General features: G+C 72.8%; 17 protein-coding genes. 7 read left to right on the forward strand and 10 right to left on the reverse strand.

Annotated features, from left to right (window positions below; all coding sequences use genetic code 11):
• Nucleotides 1-20: 20 nt before the first annotated feature.
• The 3 genes from E5082_RS24130 to E5082_RS24140 are packed head-to-tail and all read left to right on the forward strand — an operon-like array spanning nucleotide 21 to nucleotide 3,030.
• Complete coding sequence (locus E5082_RS24130) at nucleotides 21-932, forward strand: diacylglycerol kinase family protein (protein ID WP_135793354.1); 912 nt, start codon at nucleotides 21-23, stop codon at nucleotides 930-932.
• A 41-nt stretch (nucleotides 933-973) separates the two neighbouring features.
• Entirely contained in the window at nucleotides 974-2,239 is a 1,266-nt protein-coding gene (locus E5082_RS24135) for a glycosyltransferase family 4 protein (protein ID WP_135793355.1), read from the forward strand.
• Nucleotides 2,236-3,030: a transferase gene (locus E5082_RS24140; protein ID WP_135793356.1), complete on the forward strand. Its 795-nt coding sequence runs from the start codon at nucleotides 2,236-2,238 to the stop codon at nucleotides 3,028-3,030. Before E5082_RS24135 ends, E5082_RS24140 begins: the two co-directional genes overlap by 4 nt.
• Nucleotides 3,031-3,037: 7 nt before the next feature.
• Here E5082_RS24140 and E5082_RS24145 read toward each other — a convergent pair whose 3' ends face one another.
• Together E5082_RS24145 and E5082_RS24150 are read right to left on the reverse strand one after the other, a co-directional pair.
• Nucleotides 3,038-4,951, reverse strand: coding sequence for a glycoside hydrolase family 5 protein (locus E5082_RS24145; RefSeq protein WP_135793357.1), 1,914 nt, complete (start codon nucleotides 4,949-4,951; stop codon nucleotides 3,038-3,040).
• Nucleotides 4,952-5,080: 129 nt separating this feature from the next.
• Nucleotides 5,081-7,099 (reverse strand): SpoIIE family protein phosphatase, encoded by a 2,019-nt coding sequence (locus E5082_RS24150; RefSeq protein ID WP_167514127.1) that lies wholly within the window; start codon nucleotides 7,097-7,099, stop codon nucleotides 5,081-5,083.
• Nucleotides 7,100-7,249: 150 nt separating this feature from the next.
• On the opposite strand from E5082_RS24150, the gene E5082_RS24155 reads away from it, so the two are divergent.
• Entirely contained in the window at nucleotides 7,250-7,837 is a 588-nt protein-coding gene (locus tag E5082_RS24155; protein ID WP_135793359.1) for a thioredoxin domain-containing protein, read from the forward strand.
• Nucleotides 7,838-7,936: 99 nt separating this feature from the next.
• Nucleotides 7,937-8,323: an NUDIX hydrolase gene (locus E5082_RS24160; protein ID WP_135793360.1), complete on the forward strand. Its 387-nt coding sequence runs from the start codon at nucleotides 7,937-7,939 to the stop codon at nucleotides 8,321-8,323.
• A gap of 84 nt (nucleotides 8,324-8,407) precedes the next feature.
• Here E5082_RS24160 and E5082_RS24165 read toward each other — a convergent pair whose 3' ends face one another.
• Nucleotides 8,408-10,162, reverse strand: a complete 1,755-nt coding sequence (locus tag E5082_RS24165) for an FUSC family protein (protein ID WP_135793361.1) — start codon at nucleotides 10,160-10,162, stop codon at nucleotides 8,408-8,410.
• Nucleotides 10,163-10,277: 115 nt separating this feature from the next.
• Here E5082_RS24165 and E5082_RS24170 point away from each other — a divergent pair, with 115 nt between their 5' ends.
• Complete coding sequence (locus tag E5082_RS24170; RefSeq protein ID WP_135793362.1) at nucleotides 10,278-10,919, forward strand: DUF1345 domain-containing protein; 642 nt, start codon at nucleotides 10,278-10,280, stop codon at nucleotides 10,917-10,919.
• Here E5082_RS24170 and E5082_RS24175 read toward each other — a convergent pair whose 3' ends face one another.
• The 7 genes from E5082_RS24175 to E5082_RS24205 all read right to left on the reverse strand — a co-directional run bounded on the left by E5082_RS24175 (nucleotide 10,920) and on the right by E5082_RS24205 (nucleotide 17,219).
• Entirely contained in the window at nucleotides 10,920-11,363 is a 444-nt protein-coding gene (locus E5082_RS24175) for a molybdenum cofactor biosynthesis protein MoaE (RefSeq protein WP_135793363.1), read from the reverse strand. It lies immediately after the preceding gene.
• Nucleotides 11,364-11,418: 55 nt separating this feature from the next.
• On the reverse strand, nucleotides 11,419-11,694 hold the full coding sequence (locus tag E5082_RS24180) for a MoaD/ThiS family protein (protein ID WP_135793364.1): 276 nt from the start codon (nucleotides 11,692-11,694) through the stop codon (nucleotides 11,419-11,421).
• 45 nt (nucleotides 11,695-11,739) lie between these two features.
• Nucleotides 11,740-12,945 (reverse strand): molybdopterin molybdotransferase MoeA, encoded by a 1,206-nt coding sequence (locus E5082_RS24185; protein ID WP_135793365.1) that lies wholly within the window; start codon nucleotides 12,943-12,945, stop codon nucleotides 11,740-11,742.
• Nucleotides 12,942-13,199 (reverse strand): DUF6457 domain-containing protein, encoded by a 258-nt coding sequence (locus E5082_RS24190; protein WP_308437500.1) that lies wholly within the window; start codon nucleotides 13,197-13,199, stop codon nucleotides 12,942-12,944. Before E5082_RS24190 ends, E5082_RS24185 begins: the two co-directional genes overlap by 4 nt.
• 44 nt (nucleotides 13,200-13,243) lie before the next feature.
• Nucleotides 13,244-14,275, reverse strand: a complete 1,032-nt coding sequence (gene moaA / locus E5082_RS24195; protein ID WP_135793366.1) for a GTP 3',8-cyclase MoaA — start codon at nucleotides 14,273-14,275, stop codon at nucleotides 13,244-13,246.
• Nucleotides 14,276-14,601: 326 nt separating this feature from the next.
• On the reverse strand, nucleotides 14,602-15,630 hold the full coding sequence (cydB, locus tag E5082_RS24200) for a cytochrome d ubiquinol oxidase subunit II (protein WP_135793367.1): 1,029 nt from the start codon (nucleotides 15,628-15,630) through the stop codon (nucleotides 14,602-14,604).
• Nucleotides 15,631-15,653: 23 nt separating this feature from the next.
• Entirely contained in the window at nucleotides 15,654-17,219 is a 1,566-nt protein-coding gene (locus tag E5082_RS24205) for a cytochrome ubiquinol oxidase subunit I (protein ID WP_135793368.1), read from the reverse strand.
• 316 nt (nucleotides 17,220-17,535) lie between these two features.
• Between E5082_RS24205 and E5082_RS24210 the strand changes: the two genes are divergently transcribed.
• Nucleotides 17,536-19,836 carry an FdhF/YdeP family oxidoreductase gene (locus E5082_RS24210; protein ID WP_135793369.1) on the forward strand — a complete coding sequence of 767 codons (2,301 nt, stop codon included), beginning with the start codon at nucleotides 17,536-17,538 and terminating at the stop codon, nucleotides 19,834-19,836.
• The last annotated feature ends 199 nt before the right edge of the window (nucleotides 19,837-20,035 follow it).

Raw genomic sequence — 20,035 nt, forward strand, 5'->3', positions numbered from 1 at the left:
CCGCGCCCGGAGGCACACCGATGCGAGAGTTCACCGCCGTGGTCAACCCGACCGCGGGCGCCTCCACCGGGGCCGCCACGCTGCTCCAGGTGGCCCGGCACCTCCGCGAGGCCGGCGCCGCCCTGGAGACCGAGTACAGCCACAGCCTCGCCCACGCCCGCGAGACCGCCCTGGGTGCCGGGGAGAGCGGCCGGGTCGTCCTCGCCGTCGGCGGCGACGGCATGGCCGGCGGCATCGGGGGAGCGCTCAGCGGCACCGGCGCCGTGCTGGGGCTCGTACCCGCCGGACGCGGCAACGACTTCGCCCGCGCCCTCCGCCTGCCCGCCGACCCCGCGGCCCTCGCCGGGATCCTGCTGCACGCCGAGCCCCGGCGCGTCGACACCATCGAGGTCGAGTCCGCCGTCCACCCGCGCACCGTCGTCCTCGGCAGCGTCTACGCCGGGGTCGACGCCCTCGCCAACCGGTACGCCAACCAGTCCCGCCTGCTGCGCGGCGCCGCCTCCTACTACGCGGGCGGCCTGCGCGCCGTGGCCGGCTGGCGCACCGCCGACTACCGGATCACCGTCGACGGCGAGGAACAGCGCCACCGCGGCTACACCGTCGTCGCCGCCAACTCGCCCTACTACGGCTTCGGCCGCGCCATCGCCCCCGCCGCCGAACTCGACGACGGCCTCCTGGACATCGTGCTGATCCGCGAGGCCCCGCGCCGCCTCTTCTTCACCCTGATGAACGAGCTGAAGACCGGCGCCCACCTCCGCCGCCCCGAGGTGCGGGTGCTGCGCGGCCGTGAGCTGCGCATCGAGGCCGACCGGCCCGTGCCGTACGGGGCCGACGGCGAGGTGGAGGCCGCCCTCCCCGTCACCGTCCGGGTCCGCCCCGCCGACCTGGCCGTCCTGGCCCCTGCACCCGGTCTTGAGGACACGAAGCGGTAACGTCTGGCAACCGCGCCCGTGTCGACAAGGTCTGGACCGGCATGAAGATCTCTTTCCTGCTCCACAACGCGTACGCGATCGGAGGGACGATCACCACCACCTTCAACCTGGCCGGGGCGCTCGCCGAACGGCACGACGTGGAGATCGTGTCCGTACTCCGCAGCCGCGAACGCCCCCCGCTCACCCTGGACCCCCGCGTCCGGCTGCGGCCCCTGGTCGACCTGCGCGAGGAGCAGGACCACCCGGCGCACCGCGAACCCGCGCGGGTCTTCCCGGCCGCCGAGGGACGCCACCGCGAGTACAGCAGGCTGACCGACGAGCGGATCGCCGCGCACCTGGCCGGCACCGACGCCGAGGTCGTCATCGGCACCCGCCCCGGCCTCAACGTCCACCTCGCCCGCCAGGCACCGGACCGCGTCCTCCGTGTCGGCCAGGAACACCTCACCTGGGACCACCACTCGCGCCGGCTGCGCACCGTACTGCGCCGCGCCTACCGGGACCTCGACCTGATCACCACCGTCACCGACGCCGACGCCCGCGCCTACCGGCGCGGCACCTGGCTGCCCGGCGTCCGTGTCGAGGCCCTCCCCAACAGCGTGCCCGACCCCGAACTCCCGCCCGCCGGCGGCGACTCCCGGCTGATCGTCGCCGCGGGCCGGCTCGTCCCGATGAAGGACTACGACACCCTGATCCGCGCCTTCGCGCACGTCGCCGCCGCCCACCCCGACTGGCGGCTGCGCATCTACGGCAGAGGCGAGGAGCGCGACCGGCTGCGTGCCCTCATCCAGCGGCTCGGCCTCAGCGACCACGCCTTCCTGATGGGCGCCGCCGTGCCGATGGAGTCCGAGTGGGTCAAGGCGTCCATCGCCACCGCGTCCTCCACCTTCGAGCCCTTCGGCATGACCATCGTCGAGGCGATGCGCTGCGGACTGCCCGTCGTCAGCACCGACTGCGCGCACGGGCCCCGCGAGATCATCCAGGACGGTGTCGACGGACGGCTCGTGCCGGTCGGTGACCCGGACGCCTTCGGCGCGGCCCTGCTGGACCTGGTCCGCGACGACGAACGGCGCCGCACCATGGGCAAGTCCGCCCTGGCGAACGCCCGCCGCTACGCGCCCGAGGCCGTGGTGGCCCGCGCCGAACGCCTGCTGGCCCACGCGCTCGCCGCCAAACGGGCGGGCCGGCGGCCACCCGGCGAACCAGGTTCCGGGCGCCGCCGGCTGACGGCCGCCAAGCAGAGTGCCCACGACCTGGCCTACACGGCCGCCGCCAGTGCGGTGCGCACCGTGCGGGGGTGGCGGCGATGAACTCCGTCATCCGCGTGACCTGCGTGGCGGACGCCGACGGCCGCCTCACCTTCGGCCTCCCCCTCCCCGCGCCGGACTCCGCGCACCTGCTCCTGAAGGCCAGGCCCCGCAAGGGCGTCCCCGACCCCGCCGCACGCCGGCTCCAGCTGGAAGACGCGGGCGACGGGCGGGCCCTCGCCGTGCTGGAGCCGCTTCCCGTGCTGGAGGAGGGCCGCTGGGACGCCTTCCTGGTGCGCGAACCGGACGCCGAGCCACAGCAGTTGACCTCCGGTCCGCTGGATCTGCGGGTCCTCGTCGACGGCGCCCGTGCCGACCGGCCGTCCCCGGTGGCGGTCCGCATCCCGTACCGGGCCCTGGACGGCTTCCTCGCCGTACGGGCCTGGCTGCGCCCCGCGCACGCGGAGGCCGGGCCGATCGAGGTCGGCGACAAGGCCACCGCCGTCACCGCGCGCCTGCACGGCACGGAGCTGGGCGAGGACGCCGTCGTACGGCTGCGCGGGCGCCGCAGCCGCGAGGAGCGCACCGTAAGCCCGAGCGTCGACGCGGACGGCCGGGGTTTCCGGTTCACCGTCGACCACGCGGACCTCACGGGCGGGGGCGTCCGCTACTGGGACGTCCACGTCCTGCCCACCCCCGACGCGGCCCCCGTCCGGGTGGGCCGCGTCCTGGACGACGTGGCGGACCGCAAACACTCCTTCGTGTACGCGGCCGCGCCCCATGGCAGCCGGCTCGTCCGCCCCTACTACACCGTCGACAACGACCTGTCCTTCGAAGTCACCGACCCCGGCTGAGTCCCCGCTACGGCAGGGTCCGGCACAGCAGTGCCGCCGGGCCCTGCCGGGCGCCGAGGCGGGTGGTGAAGGCGATCCCGGCCGCGTACTCGTTCACCGCGCACTGGCCCTTGTACGCCCCTTCGGCGAACTCGCCGCCCGCGCCGTCCGGGGGCCGGTTGTCCGAGCGGTCGAACCACACCGTCCGCCCGCTGCCCCCGAGCGCCGGCCGGCCCGGTGCGCACAGCGCCGCCGACACCCGCTCGCCGCGCAGGCTGTAGCCGATCAGGAACGCGCCGGACGGGCACTGCAGCTTGGTGTACCCGGACGCCCAGTCGCCACCGGAGACGAACCGCTCGTCCCTGACGACGCTCTGCGCACCGTCCGCCGCGCGGAGACCGGCGGCCCCCGCGTCCGTGCACAGCCCGCGCCCGCCCGTGTGGCTCAGCCCGGTCAGCCGCAGCCCGTCCGGGCAGGCCGCCTTGTACGCGCCCGAGTCCCAGTCGCCCGTGTTGCGCACCCGCAGCGACTCGACCGCGTCCCCGTGGTCGGTGTTCAGCATCTTCCACACGGCGGCCGCCGGGACGGGCCCGGTCTTCCCGGGTGTGTCCATCAGGTGGCGCCAGGCCGGGGCCCGCCAGTCGCCGGAATCGAGGAGCCCGGAGCGGCGGCCGCTCTCGTCGTAGCGGAGCAGCGCCCAGTCGTCGTGGCCGTCGAAGCCGACCAGCGGCCAGTACGCGAAGTCGGCGTCGTGGTCGGTGAAGTAGTCGGTGATGTTGCCGAACCAGGCGCGGGTCGCCGGGTTGGTCTCCCCGGCCCCGGCGCCGAACTCGCTGATCCACACCGGCGCGGTGTAATGGCGGCCGGACTCCTCCACGAAGAACGCCTCGTCGGTGAGCGCCGCGTTCAACTCGTCGCGGGACAGGTCCTGGTAGCGGGCGTCGTGCGTCTCGCCGACGCCGGTGGCGCCGCTGTGCCGGGGGCCGGTGTAGCCGTAGAAGTGGGCCGAGTAGACCAGCTTGTGGGAGTCGACCAGGGTGTGGGAGAGGGTGCGGGCCGGGGTCAGCTGCGGGCGTCCGTGCGGGAGTCCGTCGACCGGGACGCCGGTCCAGTTGATGCCCTCGATCACGATGAGCAGTGCGGGGTTGGCCTCGGTGAGGATGCGGTCGCCGGCCGTCTGGGCCGCCGCGTACCAGTCGTGGGCGTCGCCCAGGCCCCAGTTGGGGTCGTCCAGGATGTCCCGGCGGACCTCGTTGTACAGGTCGGCGCCGACGACGCCGGGCACCAAGACGTAGCGGCGGGCCATGAACACCCAGTCGTCCAACCACTGTTGCGTGGACTGGCTGCTGTTCCAGCGTTCGTTGCCGTCGATGCCGCAGCACCAGCGGGAGGTGTTGGTGTGGTTGTTCAGGATGACGGCGAACCCGGCCTGGCTGAGCGCCTCCACGACCGCGTCGTACACCTGGAGCGGGGTCTTGCCGCGCAACTGCGGGTTGGCCGTGACCGCCGCGTCCGGTACGGGTGTCGTGCGGTGGACCAGCTCGTTGGAGAACGGCAGCCGGATGGTGTTGACGCCCAGCTCCCTGAAGTCGGAGAGCAGCCGGGCGATCGGGACCCGGTCGAGGCCGAGCGGGATGTCGTGCGCGTTCTGGCCCGCGTGATGACTGGCCGGGTCGTCCACGCTGCCGCTGCCGTTGTAGGAACCCTGTGCGCCGTCCCAGTTGGCGGCCCTCAGCCGGAACCGGTCGCCCCGGCCGTCCACGATGTACCGGCCCTGCGTCGACAGCGGGGCCGACCAGTCGGCGGCCGCCCGCGTCGCGGCGTGCGCGACCGGGGCCGGTGTCGGTACCGGTGCGGCGTGTGCCGTGATGGTCATGCTGGAGGCGAGCAGCAGCCCGGCGGCGGTGGCGGCCAGGCGCAGGGAACGGGGAGCGGTCGGCATGGAGGCGGCCCTCGGCTGTGATGGGGGGTGGGAGCGCGGGAATGCGTGGAGCGCAGTGTCCACCACACCGCACCCGTCACGGAAGGCGCCCGGCGGCCGATCCCGTCACACCCTTTCACACCTCAACTCTCAGTCGTGGATGGGGAGTTCGGCCCAGATGGTCTTGCCCCGGTGCTCCCGCCGGGTGCCCCAGCGCTCGGTGAGCTGGGCGGTGATGGCCAGTCCGCGCCCGTGCTCGTCGTCGTCCTCGGCCTGCCGCAGCTGCGGGGCGGTGCTGCTGTCGTCGGTGACCTCGATGATCAGGGCCTGGTCGCGGACCAGCCGCAGCCGGATCGGCCCCGTGGAGTAGCGGACCGCGTTGGTCACCAGCTCGCTGACCACCAGGGTCGCGGTGAACGCGAGATCCTCCAGACACCAGTGCCTCAGCCGTTCCTCGGTGCGCTCGCGGGCCAGCGACACCGCCTGCGGCTCGTTCGGCAGCGACCAGGAGGCAACCTTGTCGGCGCCCAGGGCGAGGGTGCGGGCGACCAGCAGTACCCCGTCGTCGGCCGGATGGTCCGGCGCCAGATCGTGCAGCAGGGCGTCGCAGATGTCCGGCAGCGGGCGGTCCCGTGGTTGCAAAGCGCTGTTGAGCCGGGCCAGTTGGTCACCGGAATCGGCGCTCGCGTCCCGCAGCAGCACCGGGTTGCACAGCACCATCAGCGTGCCCGCCGGCACGTCGAAGTGCCCCGCGCGGTAGCGGGGCGCGCCCCGGCCCAGTGCCGGGCCGACCGGGACCTGCGCGAAGGTCACCGGCTCGTCGGGCCGGGCCACGGCGGGCGGCGGATGGCCCGCGCTGGCCACCGTGCACCGCTGCGCCACCGGGTCGTAGACCGCGTACAGACACGAGGTGCCCGCGCGCAGGCTGTCCGGGGACTCGTCCGGGTGCCGCGACTCCTCCGCGTCCAGCCGGCCCACCAGGTCGTGCAGCCGCTCCAGCAGTTCCTCGGGCGTCAGGTCGAGCGAGGCCAGCGCGCCGATGGCGGCCCGCAGACCGCCCATGGTGACGGCCGCCCGGATGCCCCGCGTGGGCGGTTCTCCGACGACGAGTCCCACCCGTGCCCCGGACAGCGGGATGATGTCGAACCAGTCGCCACTGGTGCTGCTCGGCAGATAGCTGTGCGCGGTGGCCACCGCGCTGTGCCCCGGAACGTGCGCCGGCCGCAGACTGAGCTGGAGGATACGGGCCACCGACCGCTCCCGCGTGTACAGCCGGGCGTTGTCCAGGCACAGCGCGGTGTGCCGCGTCAGCTCGGTGGCGAGGCGCAGGTCGTCCTCGGTGAACGGCGCGGTGCCCCGGCCCCGGTAGAACCGCGCCAGGCCCAGCACCCCGCCCCGCGCGGCCAGCGGCACCGCCATCCTGGAGTCCGCGCCGTCCGCCTGCGCGGCCTCCTGCTCGCCGCACCCGGCCGGCACCGTGTCGTGCTCGGTGATCAGCACCGGGCGCCCCCCGGTCAGCACCTCCTTGTACCGCGAGGTGAGCCCCGGCTCCATCACACAGCCGACCTCCCCCGACCGGTGCCCGTTCGCCGCCCGCACCGACCGGAACCCGGCACAGCGCAGCAGCAGATCGTGCCCCAGGGACTCCACCGGCGGCACATCGCCCCGCAGCACCGCGTCCAGCACGTCCACCACGATGGTGTCGGCCAGGTCCGGCACGCCGATGTCGGCGAGTTCCTGCGCGGTGTGCACCGTGTCCAGGCTGGTGCCGATCCTGGCGTTCGCCTCCCGCAGCACGCTCAGCCGCACCCGCGCCCGGTGCCGCTCGGTGGCATCCACCACGCTGAGCGCCACCCCGGGCGGCCCCCCGTCCGCGTCCCGCAGCCGGAACGCGGAGAGCGCCAGCACCCGGTCCGGCGCGTCCGGCGTGGCCCCGCCCGCCACCTCCACGTCCCGGCGGGGCTCCCCGGTGGCCAGCACCTCGTGCAGCATCGCCTCCACCGGCTCCTGGTGCAGACCGGCCGCCCAGCGCCGCAGCGGCTGCCCGAGCGCGCCGCCCAGCGGCAGCACGGCGAAGTCCCCGGCCGCCTCGTTGAAGCCGATCAGCCGCAGCGTGCCGTCGAGCACGTACAGCGGGTGCGGCGAGTCGGCGAAGAGCGCGTCGAGCACGGCCCTGTCCAGGCCACGGCCGCGATCCGGAGCCCTGCTGTGTGATGAGTCCACCCCTCCAGACTGCGCCCGCGAGCCGCGTCGTGTCGTCCCGGCCTGACCCCTTCCGCACCGTTCGTGCGCCACGCTCATCTGTGCCAAGCTCGACACATGACTCCCGCGAACACGACCGGCGACGAAGGCACCACGCTGTACTACGGCGACCTGTCCGCGCCGCACGTGCTCCAGGTCTTCCTGGAGTTGCGCGACCGTGCCTCCGCCCGCCTGGCCCAGACGCTCCTGGACGCCGTCCGGAAGGGCGCCGACGACGGAAAGTACGTGGTGAAGTTCCACTTCGCCGGGACGATGGACGACACCGTGGGCGGCAACGGCGACCAGAAGGCGCTCGGCGCGCTGGCCGCGGCGAGCGACGAGGGGCAGAAGCAGTTCATCGAGTACCTCGGCGCGCTCTTCGACAACCAGCCCTTCCCGCCCGCCGAGGACAAGTTCGCGCAAGGGGCGGTGCTGCTGTCGGTCGCCAGTGACGTGGACGGTCTGCGCTCGGCCGACTTCGACCGCAAGGTCTCCGACGGCACGTATCTGACCTGGGCCGGGGAGTCCATCTCCACCTTCGAGACCTTCGGCCTGCCCGGCACCCCGGCCGTCTGGTACGACAAGCAGAACATCCCGGTCACCACGGTCGAGGGCGAAGTGGACACCGACCCGCAGAAGTTCCTCACCGCGATCAGGACCTCCTGACTGCGCCGGATGCGCGCCCGCGCCGCGGGGTAGGGAACGACCGTCGGGCCGGGCGGTCGACGCGCGTGCGGACGGCCGCGCGGGGGAGGGGACGGGGCGATGACTTCCGAGCGGGAGGCCGGCGGCCGGGTGCTGGCGGTCGCGGTGTACGACGGACGCCTGCTGCTGGTGGCCCAGGGGGACGGCGGCCCCTGGACGCTGCCCGCCGGCACCGCCGAACCGGCCGAGACACCGGGCGCGACGGCCGAGCGGGTCGTCTACGAACTCACCGGCTACCTCGTCGACGGCACCGAACCGCTCGGCCCGGCCGACGGTGAGTCCCCGGACGCCGTCCCGGCCGTGGTCTGCCAGTTGCTCACCGACTCGCCCTCCGGCGGGGCCTCGCTGCCGGCCGAGCAGATCCGCTGGGTCGCCTTCGAGGAGGCCGAGCGGGACGCGCTGCCACCGGCCGTCGGCACCTACCTCCAGGGTCACGGCCCGGTCTGATCGGCCGTCACCTCGTGGCCACCCGCCCCATGCCAGGGGAGTTGCGAAAGCCGTCGGCAGGCGCACGTCCAACTGCCGCCCGGATCAATGGCGTAGAAGCCTCGCCAGCAGGAGATACGCGCGCTGCTCGGCCGCTGCCAGGGCCGCCGGGTCGATGCCCGCCGACAGCAGTTCGCCCGCCGCCGCGTCGTCCGCCTCGCGCAACTCGACGACGCTGACGGCGAGATGGACCGGGATCACCGGAGGCGCCGGCCCGGAAGGGGAGGCCAGCGCCCGCTCGGCCCGCTCGGTCGCCTCGGTGCACTGCGAGAGCGCCCGCTCCACCCGTACCGCCGCCCGGTCGTGCACCACCAGCAGCGCGCACACCAGCGCGACGGCGATGCCCAGCAGCGACCCGAGCGCCCGGTCCACGATCAGCTCCTCCGGCGACTCCGGGTCGGCCAGATCGCTCAGCAGCAGCGCCAGCGGGGTCAGGAAGACCACGCCCAGGCCGTAGTTGCGCACGACGACGTACTCCAACAGGAACTCCAGCGCCACGACCACCAGCGCCAGCAGCACCGGCGCCGGATGCCCGGCCAGCACCCCGAGCGCGATGACCAGGCCGAGCGTCGTACCCAGGGTGCGCTGCACCGCTCGCTGGACCGTGGTACGGACGTTGACCGAGTGCAGTACGGCCGCCGCCGAGATCGCCGCCCAGTAGCCATGGCCGAGACCGAGCGCCAGCGCCGCACCGCCCGCCACCAGCGTGCCCACCACCATCCGCAGCGCCGGTACCAGCAGCACCGACACCGGCTTGTGCCCGCCGGGCCGCCCCCGCACCAGCACCCAGGCCCGCCGCGCCTCCGGATCGTCCGGCACCGGCGCGCGTGGCGAGAAGCGGCGGCCCGGCTCCGGAGGCAGCGAGGAGTACGCGGCCAGGCCGGCCAGCACCTGCGGACAGCGCTGGTGCCGGTCCGCCAGCATGTCCGCCTGGGTCCGCAGCAGCCGGGCCAGCTCCGGCGGGTCCTCGGGCGTGCCGCGCGTGGAGTCGATCAGCAGCGACCAGGCCAGATCGGTCAGCCGGACACAGGTGTTGTCCTCACCGGGCCGCTCGGAGGTGGTCGGCGGGGCGAGCCCGAGCGAGTCGTACGCCTGGAGCACCGCTGCCGTCGCCCGGTACCGGGACCGGCCCAACCCGCCCCGCGCCGAGTCCAGCAGCTCGGCGAGCCGGCGCAGCGCGGCCGCCACCGCGAGGCGCTGCGGGCGGTCGGGATGGACCAGGCGGCCCAGCAGCGCCAGCGCCCACGCCAACAGCGAGCCCACCGCGGCCATACCCGTGCGGGGGAGCACCTGGCCGGGCGTGGTCGTGGCGTTGGCGGCCACCGCGAAGGAGAACAGCAGCAGGATCGCGCCCAGCCCGCCGAGCCCGGTCGCGTCGCACACGTACTTGCACACGCCCGCCACCAGCGCCGTCGCCACGACCACCACCGCCCCGCCGGCCACGCTGGACCAGGGATGCGCCACCGACGCCAGCGCCGAACCGAGGCCCACACAGGCCGTCATGGCGAGCGCGACCCACGCCAGCACCCCCGCCCGGCGGCGGTAGGGCAGATTCCGGCCGAACGTCGTGGTGAACGCCCCGAGCATCCCGTACACCGCGAGGTCGGGACGGCCGGCCAGCACCGCCGGCAGGCCCGCGAGCGCCATGGCCAGGGCCGCGCGCACCGCGAACAGCAGCGCGCCGTCGACCCGCTGGAGGGCCAGCGCTCCGCGCGGGAACAGCACATGCCCGACGCCGGAGGTGTCCCACCGGCGCCCGTCGCCACCGCCGGCGGGGCAGGAACGGCGCGAAGGGGGCATGTTCGGTGTATACCACCTGGCCCCGCCGCAGTCCTGACCGGCTTGCGGCGGGCCGTGTACGGAGGACGGTCATCTGCCGGGCCGGAAGCGGCGGACGGGGCTAGGGTGAGGCCGTATGAGCGTGTGGCTGCCGGTGTCCGCGGTTCCCAGGCTCGGCGGCTCACTCGTCGTCGGAGCGGTCGTCGGCCTTGTCGTCGGGCTGACCGGCCATCCGGTGCCGCTGGCCATCCTGTCCGGCATCGCCGCCGTCGGCACCGTCTTCGTGGTCACCGGCTGGACCGTGCTGTGGCCCATGGACGCCGAGACCACCCGCGCCGACGCCCGCCGTGAGGACTTCCGGCCCGCCGTGGACGAACTCGTGGTGGTCGGCGTCTCGCTGTGCGGGCTCGGGGGCATCGTGCTGATGCTGGTCGCGCACCGCTCCGGCGCCGACACCGGGGCCGCCGCGGCCATCGCGCTGCTCGGCGTCCTCATGGCCTGGGCCGCGCTGCACCTGATGTACACCACCCGCTACGCCTACCTGTACTACGGCCCGGCCCGGGGCGGCATCGACTTCAACTCCGAGCTGAAGCCCGCCTATTCGGACTTCTTCTACTTCAGCTACAACCTCGGCATGACCTACCAGGTCTCCGACACCAGCGTCTCCCATCCGCTGATCCGGTCGGTGGCGCTCCGGCACTGTCTGCTGTCGTACCTGTTCGGCATCAGCGTGCTGGCCACCACCATCAACCTGGTCGCGGGCGTCGTCACCGGCTGATCAGCAGGCGCCGACCCATTCCGTGGCGCCGTCCGTGAAGATCTGCCGCTTCCAGACCGGCACCTCGTGCTTGAGGGTGTCGATGAGCCTGCGGCACGCGGCGAACGCCTCCGCCCGGTGCGGGCAGGAGACCGCGGTGATCACCGCGACATCCCCGATCGCCAGCAGACCCGTCCGGTGGACGGCGGCCAGCGCGCGCACCGGGAACTCGGCCGCGATCTCCTCGGCCACCCGGCGCAGCTCCGCCTCGGCGGAGGGGTGGGCGCTGTACTCCAGGGACGACACGGGCTTGCCGCCGTCGTGGTCGCGGACCGTGCCGACGAACAGGGCGGTGCCGCCCGCCGCGTCGTCACCGACCGCGCCGTACACCTCGTCGAGGGAGAGCGGGGTGTCGCGCAGGCCGAGCAGGCGGACGGGGGAGGGGAACAGGGTGGGGTGCGACATGGGGTGATCCGGTTTCCGGGTGAGGGGGGAAGGAGGTGGGCGGGCGCGGGGCTGCTCAGCCGCCGGCGAAGGGCGGGAGCACCTCGACCACGGCGCCGTGCCGCAGGGTGACCGAGGCGTGGTCGCGGACGCCGACCGGGTCGCCGTCGACCAGGAAGGAGCAGACCCCCAGCACCTGCGCGAAGCGCGGCTCGTCCGCGTGGCGGGACCGCGCCTGCTCCAGTGCCTGGGCGAGGGTCCCCGCCCGGTAGGACTCCTCCGCCGTGCCGGCCGCGCCCTTGGCCGCGGCCCAGTAGCGGATGGTGCCGGTGGATGCCGTCTTCGTCTCCATGTCCTTCGCCTTCTCGGTGGGTCGTGTCTGAGGTGGGAGGGTGGGTCAGCCGGTGGGCAGCGGCAGCAGCTCCACCGTGTCCCCGGCCGCGGCTCCGCCGGGCGGGACCACGGCCAGCGCGTCGGCCAGGGCCAGCCCGCGCAGCATGGCCGGGCCGTCGTACGGCAGCGGCGCCACGCCGGTGCCCGCCGTACGCACCGGCAGCAGCCGGGTGTCGTGAGGGTGGCCGGGGAGCGCCTCGGCGGTCACGGCACTGCGCGGCTCCGGGTCGGCGTGGCCGCCGAGCGCGCGCAGCAGGGGCGCGGCCAGGGTGGCCGTACCGGCCACGGCGGCCAGCGGGTTGCCGGGCAGCCCGACCAGGCGGCGGGTGCGGCCGTCCGCCGTGGCGGGCAGCCCGGCCAGCAGCATCGGGTGGCCCGGCCGTACCGAGACGGAGTCGACGATCAGCGGGGCGTCCAGCAGGCGCAGCGTCTCGTGCAGGAAGTCCACCGGCCCGGCCGCCGTACTGCCGGTGGTGATCACCACGTCGGCGGGGGAGTGGGCCACGGCCTCGCGCAGCTCCGCCAGCCGGTCCGCCACCCGGTGCCGGCCGATCACCTCTGCGCCGAGACCGTCCAGCCAGGACGGCAGCAGCGGGCTGAGCGCGTCGCGGACCCGGCCGCCGCGCGGCACCCCGGTGTCCAGCAGCTCGTCGCCCAGGACGAACAGCTCCACGCTGGGGCGCCGGTGCACCACCAGCCGGTCGTAGCCGCTCGCCGCCGCCAGGCCCAGCACGGCCGGGGTGACGCTGGTCCCCGCCGGGAGCAGCGGCTCACCGCTCGCGCACTCCTGCCCGCGCGGGCGCACGTCGTAGCCCTCGGGCAGGGGGCCGGGGGCGGCGAGGCGGAGCAGGCTCGTGGACCGCTCCACCTCGCCGTGCTCGCGGCGCAGTACGGCGCTCGCCCCCGGCGGAAGCGGCGCGCCGGTGGCGATCGGCACGGCGGTGCCGGCCGCGAGCGGTTCCGGCCGCTCGCCGGCGAGCACGCCCCGATCCCCCAACTGCCAGGGGCCGGGCCCGGACACGGCCCAGCCGTCCATGGCGGAGGTGGCGAACGGCGGCAGGTCCGTCAGCGCCGTCAGCGGCTCGGCCAGGGCATGGCCGAGCGCGTCCGCGAGGGTGCGCGGCACCCCGGGCAGCGCGGGCCCGGCGGCGGCGCGCGCCAGGGAGCGGGCCCGGTGCCAGGACGGGTGGTGCTCGGGGCGGCCGGTCACAGCGCCGCCGCGCCGTTCTCACGCTCGGCGGCCCACTGCTCGGCCAGCCCGGTCACCCGCCGGTTCGCCTCCGCCACCGCACCGGCGCCGCCGGCCCGCAGGGCGGCCGCGTAGCCGACCAGGAAGGAGGTGAGCGGGGCGGCCGGCCGCGCCACCTCGTGCGCGACCACCTTGGTCATGTCCAGCAGCTCGGCGATGTCGACATCGAGGTCGATGCCCAGCTCGGCCTTGGCCGCCGCGATCCATTCGTGCATCCGGTTCACTTCGTCGGTCCTCACTCGTGGGGTCGGTACGGGTCTCAGCCGCCGATGGCCGACATGGGCCGGTCGGGACGGCGGAAGTCCTCGCTGTCGATGGCGTGACCGGGGGCCTTGACGGCGATGCAGGAGCGCCAGGCGGCCTCCAGCGCGTCGTCGTCGGCGCCCGCGCGGAGCAGCGCGCGCAGGTCGGACTCCTTGGTGGCGAACAGGCAGTTGCGCAACTGCCCGTCGGCGGTCAGCCGTACCCGGTCGCAGCTGCCGCAGAACGGGCGGGTGACGCTGGCGATGACACCCACCCGGGAGTCCGTGCCGTCGATCCGCCACTCCTCGGCCGGGGCGTTGTCCTCGCGAGGCACGGGGGTGAGGGTGAAGCGCTCGCCGATCCGGTCCAGGATCTCGGCGGCGGTGACCATCTTCTCCCGCTCCCAGGCACCCTGGGCGTCCAGCGGCATCGACTCGATGAACCGCATCCGGTAGCCGTTCTCCACGGCGAACGCCGTCAGGTCCGCGATCTCGTCGTCGTTCACCCCGCGCACCGGCACCGCGTTGACCTTGACCGGGTCGAGGCCGGCGGCGCGGGCCGCGCGCAGCCCCTCCAGCACGTCGGCCAGCCGGTCGCGCCGGGTGATGGCGGCGAACCGCTCCGGGCGCAGGGTGTCCAGGCTGACGTTGACCCGGCCGAGCCCGGCCTCGCGCAGCGCGACGGCGGTACGGGCGAGCCCGATGCCGTTGGTCGTGATGGACAGCTCGGGCGCCTTCGGAAGCGCGGACAGCCGGGCGATCAGACCGGGCAGGCCCCGGCGCACGAGGGGCTCCCCGCCGGTCAGCCGGACCTCGCTGATGCCCAGCCGGCCGGTGGCGATGCCGACCAGGCGGACGATCTCGTCGTCGCTCAGCAACTCGTCCTTCGGCAGCCAGGCCAGCCCCTCGGCGGGCATGCAGTAGGTGCAGCGCAGATTGCAGCGGTCGGTCAGGGACAGCCGGAGGTCGGTGTGGACGCGGCCGAACCGGTCCACCAGCGGCTTCGGGGCGGCGGTGTCACTGTGCTGGTCGGTGAGCGGTCGGGACACGGGCCTGCCTTCTTTCTGTGCTGCCGGTCGGCGGTCGTACGGTGTGCGGTCCGCCCGCACCGGGCGGCGGTGGCGTGCTCGGGGTGGACGTGCGGTGCGCACCGGCCGCCCGGCGCCGGGGACGCCGCCCGGCTCCACCAGGCGGGTCCGCGGCGCGACGCGTCCGCGACGCCGGCGTGGCCGGGACACACTCCGATGATCATCACGGTCGGCGGCCCGGCCCCGGGACATCGCCACGCCGTCGGCCGCCGCCCCCCGGCCCGCGCGCTCGGCGCGGGTTCGGGTCAGACGGCGCAGGGCGCGGCACGTCATGGCGCGTCGGGTGTTCACGGCGCTACGCGGTGGACCGGTGCGTGGGCGGCGACGGGGATGTGCTGGACGCCGATCCGCTTGCGGAACACCCAGTAGGTCCAGCCCTGGTAGAGCAGCACCAGCGGGGTGGCGAAGCCGGCGACCCAGGTGATGATCCCCAGCGTGTACGAGCCGGCGGCCGCGTTGGTCGCGGTCAGGCTCCAGGCCGCGTTCAGGCTGGACGGCATCACCTGCGGGAACAGGGCGAGGAAGAGCATCGCGGTGGACGCCACCACGCTCAGCCCGGAGGCGACGAACGCCCGCCCCTCGCGGGCGCCGAAGTTGAAGCCCAGCGACACCAGCACCGCGAGCACGGCCACGGCCTCGGCGATCAGGCTGCGCACATTGCCGGTGCCGACCTGGGTCCAGGTCAGGAACGCCAGCAGCAGCAGGACGGTCAGCCCGCCGGCGGTCTGCGCCAGGTGCCGCGCCCGGTGCCGGATGCTGCCCACCGTCTTCAGCGAGGCGAACACCGCGCCGTGGAAGGTGAAGAGCACGGTCGTGGTCACGCCGCCCAGCAGCGCGTACGGCTGGACCAGTTCGGCGAGGCCGCCGTGGTACTCGTGGTCGGCACCGATCGGCAGGCCGTGGACCATGGCGGCGAACAGCACGCCCCACAGGAAGGCCAGCACCAGCGAGGTGACGAAGACGATCGCCTCCCAGTTGCGCTTCCACCGCTCGCCGTCGCGCTTGTGCCGGTACTCGAAGGCGACACCGCGCAGGATCAGGCAGAGCAGGATGACGAACATCGGCAGGTAGAAGCCGCTGAACATCGTGGCGTACCAGTCGGGGAAGGCGGCGAAGGTCGCGCCGGCCGCCGTGACCAGCCAGACCTCGTTGCCGTCCCAGACGGGGCCGATGGTGTTCAGCAGGACGCGGCGCTCGGTCTCCCCGCGGGCGAGCACCCGGGTCAGGATGCCCACGCCGAAGTCGAAGCCCTCCAGGAAGAAGTAGCCGACCCACAGCAGGGCTATGACGACGAACCAGAGGTCATGGAGATGCACGGTTCCGGACTCTCTCTAACGGATCAGTAGGCGAAGGCGAGCGGCTTGTCGGCGTCCCTCGGGGAGCCTTCGAGCGTGGACTCTCCGCCGAGCTTGATGTCCCTGAGCGGTGGCCGCTCGGAGGTGACCGGTCCGCCGCCCGCGTACTTCACCAGCAGCTTGAGTTCGACCACGGCGAGCGCGATGTACAGCAGGCTGAAGCCGATGAGCGTGACGAGCTGTTCGGTGAGCGAGACGTTCGGGGAGACCGCGTCCACGGTGCGCAGCAGGCCGGTGACGGCCCAGGGCTGACGGCCCATCGCGGTGAAGATCCAGCCGAAGGAGTTGGCGATCACCGGGAAGGCCAGGGTGAGGATGCCGGCCCGCCAGGCCAGCCCGCTCGCCATGGCGCCCAGCTCGCGGTTCTTGGTGAGCATCAGCCGGGGGACGTCGAACGAGCCGGTGCGGTGCTCGGGGGCGAGCCAGAACTTCCGCCGCGTCAGCCAGAGTCCGGCCGCGCCGAGGCTGAAGGAGGTCATGCCGAACAGGATCATCGCCCGGAAACCCCAGTACGTCATGGGGACGTTCGGGATGTACTCGGATGGTGAACCGCCGTACGCGGCCGCCTCGGCCCTGGCCGTGTCGTCGATGCCGGGTACCGCCGAGTGGAAGTCCTTGTGCGCCAGGAAGGAGAGCAGGCCGGGGACTTGGATGTCGACGCTGTTGCGCCGCTGGGCGGTGTCCGGCACGGAGAAGGCGGAGAAGGGGGCCGGTGCCTCCTTGTCCCACAGCGCCTCGGCGGCGGCCATCTTCATCGGCTGCTGCTCGAACATCACCTCGCCGAGCTTGTCACCGCTGATCGCGGTGCCCAGACCGAAGATCACGGCCAGCACCAGGCCGAGCCGCAGCGAGGTCCGCATGGCCGCGACCTGCTTGAGGTCGGTGGGCCGGCCCCGGCGCTGCAGCCGGGCCGCGCGCCACAGGTGGATGGCGGAGATGCCCATCACGAAGGCGGCTCCGGTGAGGAACGCGGCCGTCAGGGTGTGGGCGACCACCACCAGGTTGAGCTTCTGGAACAGCACCGCGCCGATGTCCGTCAGATGCGCCTTGCCGGCCGTCTTGTCGAGGCTGAAGCCGACCGGGTTCTGCATGAAGGAGTTGGCGGCGAGGATGAAGTACGTCGACAGGATGGTGCCGATGGACACCATCCAGATGCACGCGCAGTGGACCTTCTTGGGCAGCTTGTCCCAGCCGAAGATCCACAGTCCGATGAAGGTGGACTCGAAGAAGAAGGCCAGGAGGGCCTCCAGGGCGAGCGGTGCGCCGAAGACGTCGCCCACGAAGCGGGAGTAGGCGGACCAGTTCATCCCGAACTGGAACTCCTGCACCAGCCCGGTGACGACACCCATGGCGATGTTGATCAGGAAGAGCTTGCCCCAGAACTTGGTGGCGTGGAAGTACTTCGTCCTGCCCGTGCGGACGTACGCCGTCTCCAGGCCCGCCGTGATCGCCACCAGGCTGATGGTGAGGGGCACGAACAGGTAGTGGTAGACGGTGGTCATCCCGAACTGCCATCGCGCGATGGTGTCCGGGGCCAATGCCAGGTACACGGCAGCTCTCTCCCGAATTTGGATTCTTGCGTGCTGTTCGTCGGCCAGCGTCGGGCAATTTGCCGCCCGAGTCAAAGAGGGGCGGTCGATCGGGTAATAGGCCGTAGTTATCCTGGCCTCGACGGGTGCCTGCCTCGTCGGCGTCACGCCTGGTCAGAGCCGTGCTGGGAAATATGTAATGCTGCGAAAGGTGAGCGGAACCCGAAGATAAGCGGTGCCTATCGCGCGATCGATACGGCCTCTTTGACTTTCCTTCCGGCAGCCAAAGAAAATGCCGTTCGGCGGGATTCGTATTCACGAAAGAGGCAGACACACCATGAGCAGCAGCATCGAGGACCCGATCGACGAACTGACGGTCACGCCTCCCAAGACGTGGGCGACGGGTGTCCCGGCCGTCACGCACGCGCTGGAGTACTCGCTCAGTCAGACTTCCCCGCGGCGCACCATGCTCACGCTGCTGAACATCAACCAGGTCGACGGCATCGACTGCCCCGGCTGCGCCTGGCCCGAGGACAAGAAGCGCCACTTCAACGAGTACTGCGAGAACGGCGCCAAGCACATCAACGACGAGGCCACCTCGCGCCGCGTCACCCGGGAGTTCTTCCAGCAGTACTCGATCGCCGAGCTCGACTCGAAGTCCGACTACTGGCTCAACCAGCAGGGCCGGCTCACCGAGCCCATGGCGAAGTGGCCCGGCGCCACCCACTACGAGCCCATCACCTGGGAGAAGGCGTTCGAGGTGCTGGCGAAGGAGCTGAAGCAGCTCACCTCGCCCGACGAGGCGATGTTCTACGTCTCGGGCCGCCTGAACAACGAGGCCGCCTTCCTCCTCCAGCTGTTCTCCCGCGCGTTCGGCACCAACAACCTGCCGGACTGCTCCAACATGTGCCACGAGTCCACCGGCTGGGGTCTGGGCGCCGCGCTCGGCATCGGCAAGGGCAGCGTCTCGCTGGACGACATCCACCACTCCGACCTGATCTTCCTGGTCGGCCAGAACCCCGGCACCAACCACCCGCGCATGCTCGCCGCGCTGGAGGAGACCAAGCGCAACGGCGGCGAGGTCGTGGCGGTCAACACCCTCCCCGAGGCCGGCCTGATGCGGTTCAAGCACCCGCAGAAGGCGCGCGGTGTGATCGGCAACGGCACCCAGATCGCCGACCAGTTCGTGCACATCCGCGCCGGCGGCGACATGGCCCTCTTCCAGGGCCTCAACAAGCTGCTGCTGGACGCCGAGGACGCCGCGCCGGGCACCGTGCTCGACCACGCGTGGATCAACAAGAACTCCCGCGGTTTCCGGGAGTTCGCCGAGAGCGTCCGCAAGATCTCCTGGGACGACATACTCCTCGCCACGGGCCTGACGCTGGACGAGATCAAGGAGGTCCACGAGCGGGTCATGAGGAGCCGGAGCGCCATCGTCTGCTGGGCGATGGGCGTGACCCAGCAGAAGCACGGTGTCGCCACCATCCGCGAGATCGTCAACTTCCTGATGCTGCGCGGAAACATCGGCAAGCCCGGCGCCGGTGTCTGCCCCGTCCGCGGCCACTCCAACGTGCAGGGCGACCGCACCATGGGCGTCTGGGAGCAGATGTCCGACGCCTTCCTGGACGCGCTCGGCCGCGAGTTCGGCTTCGAGCCGCCCCGCCACCACGGCTACGACGCCGTGCAGGGCATCCGCGCGATGCACGAGGGCAAGGCCAAGTTCTTCCTCGGCGTGGCCGGCAACTTCGTCCGCGCCACCCCGGACAGCGAGTACACCGAGCAGGCCATGCGCAACTGCTCGCTGACCGCGCACATCTCGACCAAGCTCAACCGCTCCCACACCGTCTGCGGCGACACCGCGCTGCTCCTGCCCACCCTGGGCCGCAGCGACCGGGACATGCAGAACGGTGTCGAGCAGTGGATCACCGTCGAGGACTCGATGAGCGACGTCCACCGCTCGCACGGCAAGCTGCCCCCGGCCTCCAAGCACCTGCTCAGCGAGGTCGCCATCATCAGCCGCCTGGCGATCGCCACCCTCGGCGACAAGTACGGCATCCCGTGGAAGAGCTTCGAGGCCGACAACGACCGGATCCGTGACCGGATCTCGCGCGTCGTCCCCGGCTTCGAGAACTTCAACGAGCGCGTCCGGCAGCCCGGAGGCTTCAACCTGCCGAGCCCGGTCAACAGCGACACGTTCCCGACGCCGAGCGGCAAGGCCGAGTTCTGGGCCAGCCGGTTCGAGATGCCGCACGTGCCCGCCGGCCACCTGCTGCTCCAGACGCTGCGCTCGCACGACCAGTGGAACACCATCTGGTACGCGCCCAACGACCGCTACCGGGGCATCCACAACGCCCGCCGTGTCGTCATGGTCAACCCGGCCGACCTGGAGCAGTTCGGCTTCCGCGACGGCGACATGGTCGACCTGGTGAGCGTGTGGACCGACAAGGAGCGCCGCGCCGAGTCCTTCAAGGTCGTCGCCTACCCGACGAGCCCCGGCTCCGCCGCCGCGTACTACCCGGAGACCAACGTGCTCGTGCCGCTGGACAGCGTCGCCGACATCAGCAACTGCCCCACCTCCAAGGGCGTGCTGATCCGGCTGGAGCCGTCCCGTATCCCGGCCCCCGGCCTCGCCGGCTGATCCGCCCTCCGACTCCCCTCCCGACGGTCCGGGAGGGGATGCGTACCGCGGACGGCCCGGTACCCGCTTCCCCGGCGGGACCGGGTCATCCGCGGATGCCACCCGCACCCCGCGCCCGCCCCTCCGGCCGGGCCGCCACGTCAGTACTTCCGCCCTCTCCTCGTGCCACGGCGTCACCTAGAGTGGATTTCCCACGCCA

This window comes from Streptomyces griseoluteus, assembly GCF_004784465.1.
Classification (GTDB): Bacteria; Actinomycetota; Actinomycetes; order Streptomycetales; family Streptomycetaceae; genus Streptomyces; species Streptomyces griseoluteus.

Bases quoted from the DNA above. Each gene is read 5' to 3' on its own strand.
- E5082_RS24145 (WP_135793357.1), bottom strand. From the start codon at position 4,951: ATGCCGACCGCTCCCCGTTCCCTGCGCCTGGCCGCCACCGCCGCCGGG.
- E5082_RS24210 (WP_135793369.1), top strand. From the start codon at position 17,536: ATGAGCAGCAGCATCGAGGACCCGATCGACGAACTGACGGTCACGCCT.
- E5082_RS24135 (WP_135793355.1), top strand. From the start codon at position 974: ATGAAGATCTCTTTCCTGCTCCACAACGCGTACGCGATCGGAGGGACG.
- E5082_RS24165 (WP_135793361.1), bottom strand. From the start codon at position 10,162: ATGCCCCCTTCGCGCCGTTCCTGCCCCGCCGGCGGTGGCGACGGGCGC.
- E5082_RS24175 (WP_135793363.1), bottom strand. From the start codon at position 11,363: ATGTCGCACCCCACCCTGTTCCCCTCCCCCGTCCGCCTGCTCGGCCTG.
- E5082_RS24160 (WP_135793360.1), top strand. From the start codon at position 7,937: ATGACTTCCGAGCGGGAGGCCGGCGGCCGGGTGCTGGCGGTCGCGGTG.
- E5082_RS24190 (WP_308437500.1), bottom strand. From the start codon at position 13,199: ATGCACGAATGGATCGCGGCGGCCAAGGCCGAGCTGGGCATCGACCTC.
- E5082_RS24180 (WP_135793364.1), bottom strand. From the start codon at position 11,694: ATGGAGACGAAGACGGCATCCACCGGCACCATCCGCTACTGGGCCGCG.
- E5082_RS24155 (WP_135793359.1), top strand. From the start codon at position 7,250: ATGACTCCCGCGAACACGACCGGCGACGAAGGCACCACGCTGTACTAC.
- E5082_RS24170 (WP_135793362.1), top strand. From the start codon at position 10,278: ATGAGCGTGTGGCTGCCGGTGTCCGCGGTTCCCAGGCTCGGCGGCTCA.
- E5082_RS24140 (WP_135793356.1), top strand. From the start codon at position 2,236: ATGAACTCCGTCATCCGCGTGACCTGCGTGGCGGACGCCGACGGCCGC.
- E5082_RS24130 (WP_135793354.1), top strand. From the start codon at position 21: ATGCGAGAGTTCACCGCCGTGGTCAACCCGACCGCGGGCGCCTCCACC.